This is a genomic window from Chitiniphilus shinanonensis DSM 23277 (assembly GCF_000374805.1).
Taxonomy (GTDB): Bacteria; Pseudomonadota; Gammaproteobacteria; order Burkholderiales; family Chitinibacteraceae; genus Chitiniphilus; species Chitiniphilus shinanonensis.
This window is the reverse complement of the sequence record NZ_KB895336.1, coordinates 222,187-235,077: the sequence shown is the minus strand read 5'-3', so window position 1 is coordinate 235,077 and position 12,891 is coordinate 222,187. Positions and strand designations below refer to the sequence as shown.

The following is a 12,891-nucleotide window of genomic DNA, read 5'->3' as shown; positions in this document are numbered from 1 at the left end:
GTCTTTTGCCCTAACGGGTCTTCACCCGCGCCACCACCAGATTGCCGCGCCCCTGGTATTCCACCGAATCGAACGACAGCATGCGCGCCATCGAGATGCCGCGGCCGTGCGGATCGAACGCGCGCTCGGGCGCGAATTCGAGGAACGGCTTCCAGTCGAAGCCCTCGCCCTCGTCGCGGATGGTGAAACACACGGCGCCATCCTCGCGCAGGAACTCGGCGCTGACCGTGCGCGACGCGAACCCCGGCTCCAGCAGGCGGGCTTCCACTTCCTCCTGCCAGCGCCCCTGTTGCAGCAGGCGGGTCTTCTCGGCATAGCTGATGCCCAGGTTGCCGTGCTCGACGGCGTTGACCAGCAGTTCGGACAAGCCCAGCGCCACGCGGCGCGGGTCGGGGCAGGTCTGCGACAGCAGCAGGGTGAGCTGGCGCGCTTCGACCAGGGTGCGGAAGCGGAAGGTGCCCTGGTGCAGCAGTTGGTAGCCGCTGACGTGCTCGGTGATCTGCGCTTCGAGCTGGCGCCGCTCCTTGCTGGAGCTGACCGCCGCGGCGACGATGGCCAGCAGCATGTCGCGCTGGAACGGTTTGATCAGGTAGTAGTAGGCGCCAGCCGCCAGTCCTTCGCGCACGTTCTCGGCGGCGCCGACGGCGGTCTGCATGATGACCGGCACATCGGCCAGTTCGGGCTGCTGCTTCAGGCGGCCCAGCAGCGCCATGCCGTCCATGCGCGGCATCATCCGGTCGAGCAGGATGGTGTCGAAGCGGCGGTCGGTGGTCAGCACATGCCACGCGGCCTCGCCATCCTCGGCCGACACCACTTCGTAGCCGGCATCCTGCAAGTGCTCGGACAGGATCTCCAGGTTGAACGGCTCGTCGTCGACAACCAGGACCCGGCCTTTCGGCGCCTCACTCCCCATCGTTTTTTTCCTCGCAGGCTTACCCGCCGGCCACTATACCGCCCCGCCACGCGCGCTGAAAACCGCTTTCAAGCACTGGCGGGCCGCCCCCGATACCGCCCTGGGGCTAGGGCGTGTCATCAATGGTGTCGCGACAGCGTTCGGTGCAGTTCGGGATGCCGCGCCAGGAGCTGGTCGCGCCGCGGTATGAATACCGCAAGCGGCCAGCGACACCGCGTGGCGCCCGAAATGCGCCGAACCCGCAGCGCTGCCGCGAAGCAATTGATGACACGCCCTAAGGCAGCGCCTGATACAGCGCGCGGAATTCGCCGGCCAGCTTGTGTCGCGGGTCGAGCCACACCAGCGGCGTGGCGCGCTCGTGCGATTCGCGCACCTTCACCGAGCTGGAAAGATAGGTCGGCAGCACCGGCAGGCCCTGCTCCTTCAGCGCCTCGACCAGCCGGGTCGGCAGGCTGGCGCGCGGCTGGAACTGGTTGACCACGATACCTTCCACCGCCAGGTTGGGATTGTGGTCGACGCGGATCTCCTCCACCCGCGCCATCAGCGACAACAGCGCATCGCGCGAGAAGGTGTCGCAGTCGAAGGGGATCAGGCAGCCGTCGGCGGCGATCAGGGCGGACAGGGTGAAGAAGTTGAGCGCCGGCGGAGTGTCGATCCACACCTCGTCGAAGTCGTCCTCCAGTTCGGCGAGCGATTCGCGCAGTTTGTAGATCTTGTAGCGCGCTTCCAGCTTGGATTGCTGCTCGGCGATGCCCGGATGCGACGGAATCAGCGACAGTCCCTGGTGCGGCGTGGCATGCACGAAGGCCGCCACCGGTTTGGCATAGAGGCTGAAATTCAGTGTCTGGTCGAAAAAGGCGTCCAGCGCCGGGACCGCCTGGTTCGCCGCATCGCCCAGCAGATAGTGGCTGGCGTTGCCCTGCGGATCGAGATCCACCACCAGCACCCGCCGCCCCGCCTGCGCGGCCGCCGCGGCGAGATTGACCACGATGGTGGATTTGCCCACCCCGCCCTTCTGATTGAAAACCACCCGTCGCCGCATGCCGATGTCCTCGTGTTGCAGTGCAGTAAGAGCGGTTAATAAAACCCAGCAAAGCGGTCTTGGCAAGAAGCGCGAAACGCAGACAGTACAAGTCGTACGGCAAATGAGCGCGACGCAGGTCAGGAGGGTTTTGTTAGCCGGTCTAAGTGGTGCTGACTATAGCACGCGCGCGAAGCCTATTCCGAAAGCATACGATGCGTGCAGATGACAGCAAGTTCACCAAAAAATAACGATTTTCCCAGGTAACTTGCCCACTCACCGAATGGATTGCCCTCCGTAGACTTGCCGTCGATGACTGGCGTCCCGCCGTCAGATGCAAATGCAAAGGAGACATTTCCTATGAAGCTCAAGCTCACTCCCCTGGCCGTAGCCCTCCTGCTGGGCACCGGCGTCGCCCACGCCGAAGTCTATATCGACGGTTCGTTCGACGGTGGCGTCAGCATCAACGACCTGGGCGGCGATAACCAAGGCCGCGCCGATTACGACGTGACCATCGGCATCGGCGGCAGCGACCGGCTCGACGGCGGCGGCAAGGTGAAGTGGCGCCTGGAACAAGGCGTGACCAACTACACCGCCAACGACGACCGGGCGCGCTTCGGCGGCAAGGAAGCGTGGATCGGCTACGAGGACCAGATCGGTACCGTGCGCCTGGGCAAGATGAAGTCGCCGCTGTACGACATGCTGGACGCCCGCTACGCCGACACCGGCGCCAAGTTCCTGGTGTCGGAATACGGCCTGGGCCAGAACGTGCGTCCGGGCAGCGGCATCCGCTACGACAGCCCGAACTTCGGCGGCTTCAACTTCTCCGCCCTGTACGACCTGGACGAAGGCACCAGCGGCCACTATGGCTATGACGTGGCCGCGCGCTACGCCAACGCTGGCCTGTTCGTCGATGGCGCGTACCAGCAACGCAAGGGTGCCGACGGCACCGACGACGAGAGCGTCGGCAACGTCGCCGAGTTCGACAGCCAGAACTGGTATGTCGGAGCCGGCTACAACTTCCAGAACGGTCTGGGCGTGAACGGCGGCTACAAGTCGATGGAATACACCCCGAGCGGCGGCAGCAAGGTCGATCAGGACCTGTGGTTCGCCCAGGGCAGCTACACCGCCGGCAAGCACGGCGCCTACCTGACCTACATGCAGCTGGGCGATCGCGGCGACGTATCCGACAGCGGCGCGCAGGCTGTGGCAGCGCGTTACAACTACAGCCTGTCCAAGCAGTCGATCGCGTACCTGGAAGGCCGCTATGTGATGAACGAAGCCAATGCGGCGTATGGTCCGACCAACGACACCTTCGACTACATGGGTGCGCCGGGCGAGGACACCAGCCGCCTGATGGCCGGCCTGAAGACCAATTTCTGATCGGTCCCAGCCCAAAAAAAACGGCGCCTTGCGGCGCCGTTTTTCCTTGTGTGCCCTAGTGGATCAGGGCAGCGCCTTCAACGCCGCGGCGGCCGGCTTGGAGAAGTTGTAGCCGTCGTGCTTGTCCCAGTTGATCGACCAGGTCATCACACCACGATAGGTCGGATAGGCCTGCTTGGGCTTCACCGTATCGCAACCCACCAGCTGGGTCAGGCAAGTGAGCGCGTTCTTGACCGTGGCGGCGGTGACGAAGCCACGACCGGCCGACTGGTTGCCCGACGGCACGCCGAACGCCACCTGGTCCGGACGCAGGCCCTTGAACTCCCAGCCCGTGCCGTAGTTGGTCTTGAAGCCCTCGATCAGCATCAGGCTGCCGCCGACCAGCGCGTCCACCGTGCCTTCGTTCAAGGTACGGCCGTCGGTGTAGGTGAAGCCGCCGTTGTTGTAGTACTGCACGTGGATCACGTTCAGGTCGTCGCGCAGGCCGTCGATGATCGGCAGGTAGGCGCCCCAGATGCTGCCGTAGGAGATGTAGCCGCCCTGCACGTACGGGTGTTCCGGCGCCATCGACAGGTAGAAGTTGGAGCCGACCTTGGCCTTCAGCTGCTTCACCGCCGTGACCAGGTTGTTGATGATCGGCGCGCCCAGCGAAACGCCGCTGCCGCTTTCCAGGTCGAGGTCGATACCGTCCAGGCCGTACTTGGTGATGATGCCGTACAGGCTGTTGACGAAGTTGGTCACGTCGGACGCGCTGTTCAGCGTCACCGAGCCATCCTGACCGCCCAGCGACAGCACCACCTTCTTGCCCTTGGCGCGCTTGGCCGCGATGTCGGCGATGAACTGCGCCTCGCTGCCCGCGTTCGGGTCGAGGTTGAACGCCACGTTGCCGGCGCCGGCGTTGTCGCCGAACGCCAGGACGATCACGTCCCAGTCGTCGCTCACCTGGCTGATCGGGAAGGTCACGCCCGACGGGTTGGTGAAGTTGTGCCAGTAGCCCACCAGCGCGTGCTTGCTGGGCGGCGGCGCGGTCGGCGTCGGGGTGGGGATCACCGGCGTCGGGGTCGGGGTGACCACCGGAGTCGGCGTCGGCGTGACGACCGGGGTCGGCGTGGGGGTCACGACCGGGGTCGGCGTCGGCGTCACCACCGGCGTCGGGGTCGGGGTGACCACCGGGGTCGGCGTGGTGCTGCCGCAGTTACCCAGGTTCTTCCACACGCCCCATTCGCCGGATTGCGCCGGGTTGTCGCCCTGCGTCCACCACTTGGCTTCGTAGTTCACGCCGTTGTAGGTCACGCGCGCGCCGCCGGTATAGGCGGTGCCGGAGTTCCACGCCTGGTAGCAGGTCGCGGTCGGCGTCGGCGTCACCACCGGCGTCGGGGTCACGTTCGGGGTCGGCGTGACATTCGGCGTAGGCGTCGGGGTGGGAACGGGGGTCGGCGTCGGCGTGGTGCCGGTGGTGGCGCCCAGGTCCTTCCACAGCGTGGGCGTGGAGGCCGGGTTCCAGTTGGCGCCGACGTAGGCGGTGTGGGTCACCAGGGCCTGATAGTCGTGACCGTTGTAGGTCACCACGGTGCCGGCGTTATAGGTGCTGCCTTCCTGCCAGGTGGGCGCGGCAAAGGCGCTGACCGGCAACGCGGCGCCGCCCAGGGCGAACACCACCGACAACGCCGCCACCAGCCCGCCGGCACGCCGGCGGGTACTCGCTTGCAGTTTCATACTCGTCTCCATCCTGATTTTTTGTCTGGAGCGCCCGGAGCGCTCGTGCGCCGGTACGCGCCGACGCCCGATGCATGCACCGCAAAACCCGCGATGCGCACCCGGCGTTCAGGCGCTTGTTTAGTTCCCCGCGGGCAGCAGCGTCAACCATCAAGTGATTCATTAAATTAGGATTTTCTTCGCCTCCCCCGCTGGAGCCCGCGCCGTTGCAGGCTGGTGTTTAGCCCTGCACACCCCACTTGCCGTTGCTTCCCGCCAGACGGCGGTATCGCCGGCCGTCTTGAAAACCCTGCCGTCGTCCCCACTATTGCCCACCACATCTTTCGATCCGGCCCCGGCCGGGTTTTCGTTCCAGGAGGTTGTTACGTCATGAGCAAGGAAACGCTCGGGTTCCAGACCGAGGTCAAGCAACTGCTGCACCTGATGATCCACGCGCTGTACTCCAACAAGGAGATCTTCCTGCGCGAGCTGATCTCCAACGCATCGGACGCCTGCGACAAGCTCAGATTCGAAGCGCTGGACAACAACGATCTGTATGAAGGCGACGGCGAACTGGGCATCCACGTGGCCTTCGACAAGGATGCGCGCACCATCACCATCGCCGACAACGGCATCGGCATGCGCCGCGCCGAAGTGATCGCCAACATCGGCACCATCGCCCGCTCCGGCACCAAGGAATTCTTCAGCCAGCTCACCGGCGACTCGGCCAAGGACAGCCACCTGATCGGCCAGTTCGGCGTCGGCTTCTACTCGGCCTTCATCGTCGCCGACCAGGTCACCCTCACCACCCGCCGCGCCGGCGAAACGCACGCCACCCGCTGGGAATCGCGCGGCGACGGCGAATACAGCGTCGAGGATGTCGAGAAGGCCGGCCGCGGCACCGAGATCGTGCTGCACCTGAAGGAAGGCGAGGATGAATTCCTCAACGACTGGCGCCTGCGCAGCGTGATCACCAAGTATTCCGATCACATCAACCTGCCGATCCGCATGCAGAAGCGCCCGGACTACGACGACGAAGGCAAGGAGATCCCCAGCACCGAGCTGGAGACGGTGAACCAGGCCAACGCGCTGTGGACCCGCAACAAATCCGACATCACCGAAGAGCAGTACCAGGAGTTCTACAAGCACGTCGCCCACGACTTCGAGACCCCGCTGGCGTGGAGCCACGCCCGCATCGAAGGCCGCCAGGAATACACCGAGCTGCTGTACATCCCGCGCCGCGCGCCGTTCGACCTCTACGACCGCGAGCGCCGCCACGGCGTGAAGCTCTACGTGAAGCGCGTGTTCATCCTGGAAGACCACGACAAGCTGATGCCGCAATACCTGCGCTTCGTGCGCGGCGTGATCGATTCCAACGACCTGCCGCTCAACGTCAGCCGCGAAATCCTGCAAGCCAGCCGCGACGTCGAGACCATCAAGTCCGGCTGCGTGAAGAAGGTACTGGGCCTGCTGGAAGACCTGGCCGAAAACCGCAAGGACGACTACGCCACCTTCTGGAGCGAATTCGGCCGCGTGCTCAAGGAAGGTGTCGGCGAGGATTTCGCCAACAAGGAACGCATCGCCGGGCTGCTGCGCTTTGCCAGCACCCACAACGACGGCGACACCCAGGATGTCAGCCTGGCCGACTACATCGGCCGGATGAAGGAAGGCCAGGACAAGATCTACTTCATCACCGCCGAGACCCCGGCCGCCGCGCGCAACAGCCCGCACCTGGAAGTGTTCGCCAAGAAGGGCCTGGAAGTGCTGCTGCTGTCCGACCGCGTGGACGAATGGCTCGCCTCCAGCCTGACCGAGTTCGACGGCAAAAAGCTGCAATCGGTCGCCAAGGGCGAACTCGACCTCGGCCAGTTCGCCGACGAAGCGGAAAAGCAGCACCAGGAAGCCGCCGCCACCGAGTTCAAGGACGTGGTCGAAGCGATCAAGGGCGCGCTGGGCGAACAGGTGAAGGAAGTGCGCGTCACCACCCGCCTGACCGACAGCCCCGCCTGCCTGGTGGTCGAGAACTTCGACATGAGCGGCAACCTGGAGCGCCTGCTCAAATCCGCCGGCCAGGAAGTGCAGAGCACCAAACCGATCCTGGAGATCAACCCCGACCACGCGCTGCTGCAAAAGCTGAAGACACGCATCGGCCAGGGCGACTTCGCCGACTGGACCCAGGTGGTGTTCGACCAGGCCCTGCTGGCCGAGGGCGCGCAACTGGAAGACCCGGCCGGCTTCGTCAAGCGGCTGAACCGGCTGATCCTGGCGGTTTGAGTTGCTGTTTCACCCGCATATAAAAAGACCGCCTTGAAGGCGGTCTTTTTATATGCATAAAAATCGTACAGCGCCCCAGACTCATTCAATTGGCCTCGACCGCCAACATATCGCGATCACACCATCATGATGGGTATCTGAACCGTATCTACCTTGATCTTGGTGGAACAAATATCTGCCCCACATTGGCAAATGGTGGTTTGACAAACCATGGGCCGCTCGGGAAGAAATAGATTATCATCGGAAATGTGCCCAATCATTCCCCCTTGCATGCACCAGGCACGGTGGATTTCCCCGCTGAACATCACGATGATGTTCTCTATTCCAGCATTGCATTGCCAGCCGGTAAAGTTTGTTTTTTGTTCCACCAATAGATCGAACACTGCTTTCTTTTCTTCCTCGCCTGCCTGATTGACTGCCACCATATAACCCCTAGGCTCGGGCAGCCTCTTTTCACTTTCCCTGCCACGGAAACTCTTCATGATTTCGTCTTGCTCATCATCATAGTGAAACCTCCCCTTCAAACTCGGGCTTCCAAAGCCGTGATAAAGGGGCTGCAGTGAAATTGAACAGGCCACTTCCTCGCGCAGGCGTTTTGCAAAACTCAGGCATTCTTCAAAACGCTCCGGCAACATCATCACATTCACGTGCAATATAGTTGTTGGCGACTGTTCGACGATGCGGACCACTTCAATAAATCGTTCATGATCCCCAACTTCTTCCACATGAAAGCTCAAACAGGCGCTATGTAATGCCGAGACGTGCGTTCGCCACCAGTCCAACGAGGAAGAGCCATTGGAAATAATCGAAACCAGGCCACCGCGTTGATTTATCAAGCTCAGCAAATCGCCGAACCATTTCAAATAGGTAACTTCTCCGCCACCATATTCAAAGTACGGCACCAGCCCCCGCTCGTCACAATGGTCAAATATTCTATTGACAAAGCCAGAAACAACAGAATAGTCCGCAGTCTTTATTTTTCCATTATGCAAATCAGGGTGACAATAACTGCATCTAAAATTGCATTTGGTAGTCAGCGCCCAATTTACACCAAAATATTTCTTTGCTTCCTCGGTATGCTTCAGCCCCGTATACACCCCGCCCCCTTCCGGCGCAATCCGCGCCAATGGATCATTGAAATTTCAACTCAACCTAGCTTACACATCAATACAGCAATCAACGAGTCAGCCAGCTCTTCTTCCGACCGAGAATTTCGTCGCCATATCCCAGCACATTTGGAACCCAGGTCAAAACCTCCAAGAGTGCTGTAAACAAAGGTATCTTGGTCATCGTGCGCCAGCCGACACTGATCCCATTCTTGTGCCTTTTCGCGTAAAGCATTGTAAAAATCATATACATGACCATGGTCAATGTGCTCAGTAGCAGCGGGGGCCAGATCTGGAATAACACAAGTAGCGGCAACATCAACAAAGTGGGCGGAAAAAGGAATTGCAATGCACTGAGCAGAAACCAAGGCGTAAATAAAAGGCCTCTCGTCCAAGACATTCGCCACGCCGTGGCAAACGCCTCTACTCGGCCTCGCGCCCATCGTCGACGCTGCCGAAAAAGGGCTTGTCGTGTCCGCGGGCACTGGGTCGTGGCAACAGCATCAGGAGCATAACCAGTGCGGTGTTTTGCCGCCAGCGCCTTCCAGCACCACGAAATATCTTCAACCAGCCAATCGCCCCACCCACCTATTTCCTGTACTACCGACGCGCGGTGCGCAACAAACGCACCAGCCAGAACCGGCACCACCCCCAATTGATCCTGGGCGGCCCGGATGGCCCCATAAAATCCAATATGCTCATAATATTGCAATGAGCCTATCAATGAACCCTGATGATTTTCTGGGGAAATAAACCCGCAGACAGCAGCATAGCGCGAATCGCTCCACAACTTAGCAACGAGATGATAAATACCTTCTTCCGCAATATAAGTGTCGCTGTCGACCACGACATACGCAGACCCTTCGAGCTCTCCGGAAGCAAGCGCATAATCAAGCGCATAGCCTTTACGCCCACCATTCTTTGGGCGAGTCAGCAGGAGATATTTTTGTCGACGTGGCAACGCCAGCCAGGACTTAATTCGTTCAGGCGTCTCATTGCTGGAGCCATCGTCGATGAGCACGACCTGAAGGGGAAGAGGGTAACGCTGGGCATCGAGAAGGCTCAATACCTTGACAAGCACATCGGCATCTTCGTTGTAAAACGGCACCAACACAGAGACCCGCGGCAGCTCAACACCCTGAAATTGTTTTGGCGATCGGAAAAAATAAACCAGCAGCAAGGAGAGTGTCATGAAACATGTGATTGCCACGGGGATCGTCAACACCCATATTATTATTTCGCGCATGAGAAATACTGGCCAATTCTATAAAAAATACCAATCCATGCATTTATTTTTAGTCACAAATGCCAGACGACAACCACAACCTTCTCTTTAAGCGAGTTACCGACCTTGGCAAGAAACTCGCTCAACTACATACCTGTATATAAAATAATATCGTCGACGCTCTTTCTATTCCCTGAGTGGAGCAGCAAAGACGGAACAACTCGACCGATCCTGCTCCCTGCCTGCAGCCCCGGGCTACCCTTATTGATCTGAACGGAGCAAAGGCGTGGGCCCACTGGCAAGCGAGTTTATCACGCGAGGAAGAGCCGCCTGTCCAGCCGTCTCGCATCTGCATGACATTTGACCTCACTCCCTTGTGGCACTCCATAGTCAGGCGGACAATCGGCCCCTGACTCGGGGTGCCCACCCTGGTTTGCAGCGAGAGCGCGGGCCGAGAGCCTGTTCAACGCCTTTTCGCGGCAGCGTTCGGGGCAGTGCCGGTGTGCGGCAAGGCGCAGGACGCGCGGCGGTATGAATACCGTGAGCGGCGTGCAACGCAGCAGCGCGCCGGCAATGCCCCGAACCCTCCGGGCCGGGCCGGAAAAAGGTCATCCACTGCGTTGTGCTCCTTGGAAATAACCGGTTATTGCCTGCGTCGCACGCCTTGTGCCTGACCTTTTTCCGGCCCGGCGCTGCCGCGAAAAGGCGTTGAACAGGCTCTAGGAAACACCCGTATCACCTGATCCGGATCATGCCGGCGTAGGGAAGTCCAAGGCGGCCTTTCCCTGCGCGGAAAAGGAGCCCACCATGTCCTCCCCCGCCACCCTGCCGCTCAAGATCGTCGCCGACGAGCTGGCCCGCCTGCGCGCCGAACAGCCGCTGGTGCATCTGTTGACCAACGAAGTCGTCCAGGAGATCAGCGCCAACGTGCTGCTGGCCACCGGCGCGGCGCCCGCGATGATCGTCGCCGAAGAAGAAGCCGGCGCCTTCGCCGCGCTGGCCGGCGGCTTGCTGATCAACGTCGGCACGCTGTACCCGACGCGGCTGGCCGCGATGCGGCTGGCGGTCGACGCGGCGAACGCCGCCGGCACGCCGTGGACGCTGGACCCGGTGGCCGTCGGCGTGCTCGACTACCGCACCGACGCCTGCCGCGAACTGATCGCCAAGCGGCCGACCGCCATTCGCGGCAACGCCTCGGAGATCCTGGCGCTGGCCGGCTTCGGCGGCGCCGGGCGCGGGGTGGACAGCACCATCGGCTCGCAGAACGCCGTCACCGCCGCCAAGCAACTGGCGCGCGACACCGGCGCCATCGTCGCCGTCACCGGTGAGACCGACTACATCACCGACGGCGACACCACCTGGGCCACGCCGTGGGGCCACCCGATGCTGACCCGCGTGGTCGGCACCGGCTGCGCGCTGTCGGCGCTGGTGGCCGCCTTCACCGCCCACGCACCCAACCGCCTGCACGCGGTAGCCGCCGCCTGCGCGGTGATGGGCATCTGCGGCGAGCGCGCCGAGGCGGCCAGCGACGGCCCCGGCTCGTTCGCCTTCGCCCTGCTCGACGCGCTGTACCTGCTCGACCCCAACAAGCTGCGGGAGCTGGACCTGTGAAGCCCCAATTCGACCTTTCGCTGTACCTGGTGCTGGACCCGGACCTGTGCGGCGGCGCGCAGGGCATGATCGACACCGCCCGCGCCGCGGCCGCCAACGGCGCGACCATGGTGCAGCTGCGCGCGCCCAACTGGAAGAAGCGCCAGTGGCTGGAGACCGCCACCGTATTGAAAGCGGTGCTGGCACCGCTGGGCGTACCGCTGATCATCAACGACCAGATCGACGTGGCGCTGGCGATGCAGGCCGACGGCGTGCACATCGGCCAGGCCGACCTGCCGCCGGATGCCGCGCGCCGCCTGCTCGGAGCCGGCAGGATCATCGGCCTGTCGGCGTCCAACGCCGCGCAACTGGCCGACGCGCCGCTCGGGCTGATCGACTACCTGGGCGTCGGCCCGGTCCATCCCACCGGCACCAAGGCCGACGCCTCGCCGGTGATCGGCCTCGACCTGTTCGGCGACCTGATGGCCGCCAAGCCGCTGCCGGTGGTCGCCATCGGCGGCATCAAGGCCGGCAACGCCGCCCCGGTGATCGCGGCGGGCGCCGACGGCGTCGCCGTGGTCTCGGCGATCTGCGGCCAGCCGGACATCCCCACCGCCACCCGCGCGCTGCGCCGGGAAATCGACGGAGCCCGCGCATGATCCCCCACGCCCTGACCATCGCCGGCTCGGACTCGGGCGGCGGCGCCGGCATCCAGGCCGACCTCAAGACCTTCTCCGCGCTGGGCGCCTACGGCATGAGCGTGCTGACCGCGCTCACCGCGCAGAACACCCGGGGCGTGACGGCGGTGCACCCGGTGCCGCCCGAATTCGTCGCGGCGCAGCTCGACGCGGTGTTCGCCGACATCCGCGTGGACGCGGTCAAGCTGGGCATGCTGGCCAACGCCGACATCGCGCTGGCGGTGGCCGACGGTCTGGCGCGGCATCGCCCGCAGCACGTGGTGCTCGATACCGTGATGATCGCCAAGGGCGGGCACCCGCTGCTGGCGCCCGAAGCGGTGGCGGCGATCCGCGACGCGCTGTTGCCGCAGGCGTCGCTGATCACCCCCAACCTGCCCGAAGCCGCCGCGCTGCTCGGCTGCGACGTGGCCACCGACGAAACCGCCATGCGCGAACAGGGCCGCGCGCTGCTGGAGGCCGGCGCCAAGGCCGTGCTGATGAAGGGCGGTCACCTGGGCGGCGACGAAAGCCCGGACTGGCTGATCACCCCGCAAGGCGAAACCCGCTTCGCCGGCCTGCGTCTGCCCACCCGCAACACCCACGGCACCGGCTGCACGCTGTCCGCCGCGCTGGCCGCCCTGCGCCCGCGCCACGACGACTGGCCAGCGACGGTCGCCGCCGCACGCGACTACCTGCTGGCCGCCCTGGCCGCCGCCGACCAGCTACAGATCGGCCACGGCATCGGCCCGGTGCATCACTTCCACGCGTGGTGGTGAGAGGTTAACCCCGCTAAACCCCAAATCTTGAAACACAGAGGGCACAGAGAACACGGAGTTTCACAGAGAAAACCGAAAAACAGAGGGAAAGAAGAAAGGCGCTGCGCGCATCTTCTGCGTAGATGAAGCCACCATGAATGACGCTGGTTTGCTTCTCTCTGTTTGTTTGGTTTCCTCCGTGGCGCTCTGTGTTCTCTGTGCCCTCTGTGTTTCAAGATTTGGGGTTTAGCG

General features: G+C 62.9%; 10 protein-coding genes. 5 read left to right on the top strand and 5 right to left on the bottom strand.

What is annotated here, in order from left to right:
• Positions 1-10: 10 nt before the first annotated feature.
• Positions 11-913, bottom strand: a complete 903-nt coding sequence (locus C556_RS0104800) for a response regulator (protein WP_018747094.1) — start codon at positions 911-913, stop codon at positions 11-13.
• Between the two features lie 274 nt (positions 914-1,187).
• Positions 1,188-1,955, bottom strand: a complete 768-nt coding sequence (locus tag C556_RS0104795; RefSeq protein WP_018747093.1) for a ParA family protein — start codon at positions 1,953-1,955, stop codon at positions 1,188-1,190.
• Positions 1,956-2,294: 339 nt separating this feature from the next.
• On the opposite strand from C556_RS0104795, the gene C556_RS0104785 reads away from it, so the two are divergent.
• A complete protein-coding gene (locus C556_RS0104785) occupies positions 2,295-3,317 on the top strand; it encodes a porin (RefSeq protein ID WP_018747092.1) in 1,023 nt (340 codons plus the stop codon).
• 63 nt (positions 3,318-3,380) lie between these two features.
• Here the strand turns inward: C556_RS0104785 and C556_RS22110 are convergent, their stop codons facing one another.
• Positions 3,381-5,033: a chitinase gene (locus tag C556_RS22110; RefSeq protein WP_018747091.1), complete on the bottom strand. Its 1,653-nt coding sequence runs from the start codon at positions 5,031-5,033 to the stop codon at positions 3,381-3,383.
• Between the two features lie 369 nt (positions 5,034-5,402).
• On the opposite strand from C556_RS22110, the gene htpG reads away from it, so the two are divergent.
• The gene (gene htpG, locus C556_RS0104775) at positions 5,403-7,286 is read left to right on the top strand and encodes a molecular chaperone HtpG (protein WP_018747090.1); all 1,884 of its coding nucleotides are present in this window, start codon (positions 5,403-5,405) and stop codon (positions 7,284-7,286) included.
• A gap of 116 nt (positions 7,287-7,402) precedes the next feature.
• Here htpG and C556_RS23745 read toward each other — a convergent pair whose 3' ends face one another.
• Positions 7,403-8,383 carry a radical SAM protein gene (locus C556_RS23745; protein WP_051083208.1) on the bottom strand — a complete coding sequence of 327 codons (981 nt, stop codon included), beginning with the start codon at positions 8,381-8,383 and terminating at the stop codon, positions 7,403-7,405.
• Between the two features lie 79 nt (positions 8,384-8,462).
• Positions 8,463-9,584, bottom strand: a complete 1,122-nt coding sequence (locus tag C556_RS19335) for a glycosyltransferase family 2 protein (RefSeq protein ID WP_211214669.1) — start codon at positions 9,582-9,584, stop codon at positions 8,463-8,465.
• Between the two features lie 840 nt (positions 9,585-10,424).
• Between C556_RS19335 and thiM the strand changes: the two genes are divergently transcribed.
• Genes thiM through thiD form a run of 3 tightly spaced genes read left to right on the top strand, consistent with a single transcriptional unit; the run spans position 10,425 to position 12,660 of the window.
• Positions 10,425-11,228, top strand: coding sequence for a hydroxyethylthiazole kinase (gene thiM, locus C556_RS0104750; protein WP_018747085.1), 804 nt, complete (start codon positions 10,425-10,427; stop codon positions 11,226-11,228).
• Complete coding sequence (gene thiE / locus C556_RS0104745; RefSeq protein WP_018747084.1) at positions 11,225-11,866, top strand: thiamine phosphate synthase; 642 nt, start codon at positions 11,225-11,227, stop codon at positions 11,864-11,866. The genes thiM and thiE overlap by 4 nt, the downstream gene beginning before the upstream one ends.
• On the top strand, positions 11,863-12,660 hold the full coding sequence (thiD, locus tag C556_RS0104740) for a bifunctional hydroxymethylpyrimidine kinase/phosphomethylpyrimidine kinase (protein WP_018747083.1): 798 nt from the start codon (positions 11,863-11,865) through the stop codon (positions 12,658-12,660). The genes thiE and thiD overlap by 4 nt, the downstream gene beginning before the upstream one ends.
• The last annotated feature ends 231 nt before the right edge of the window (positions 12,661-12,891 follow it).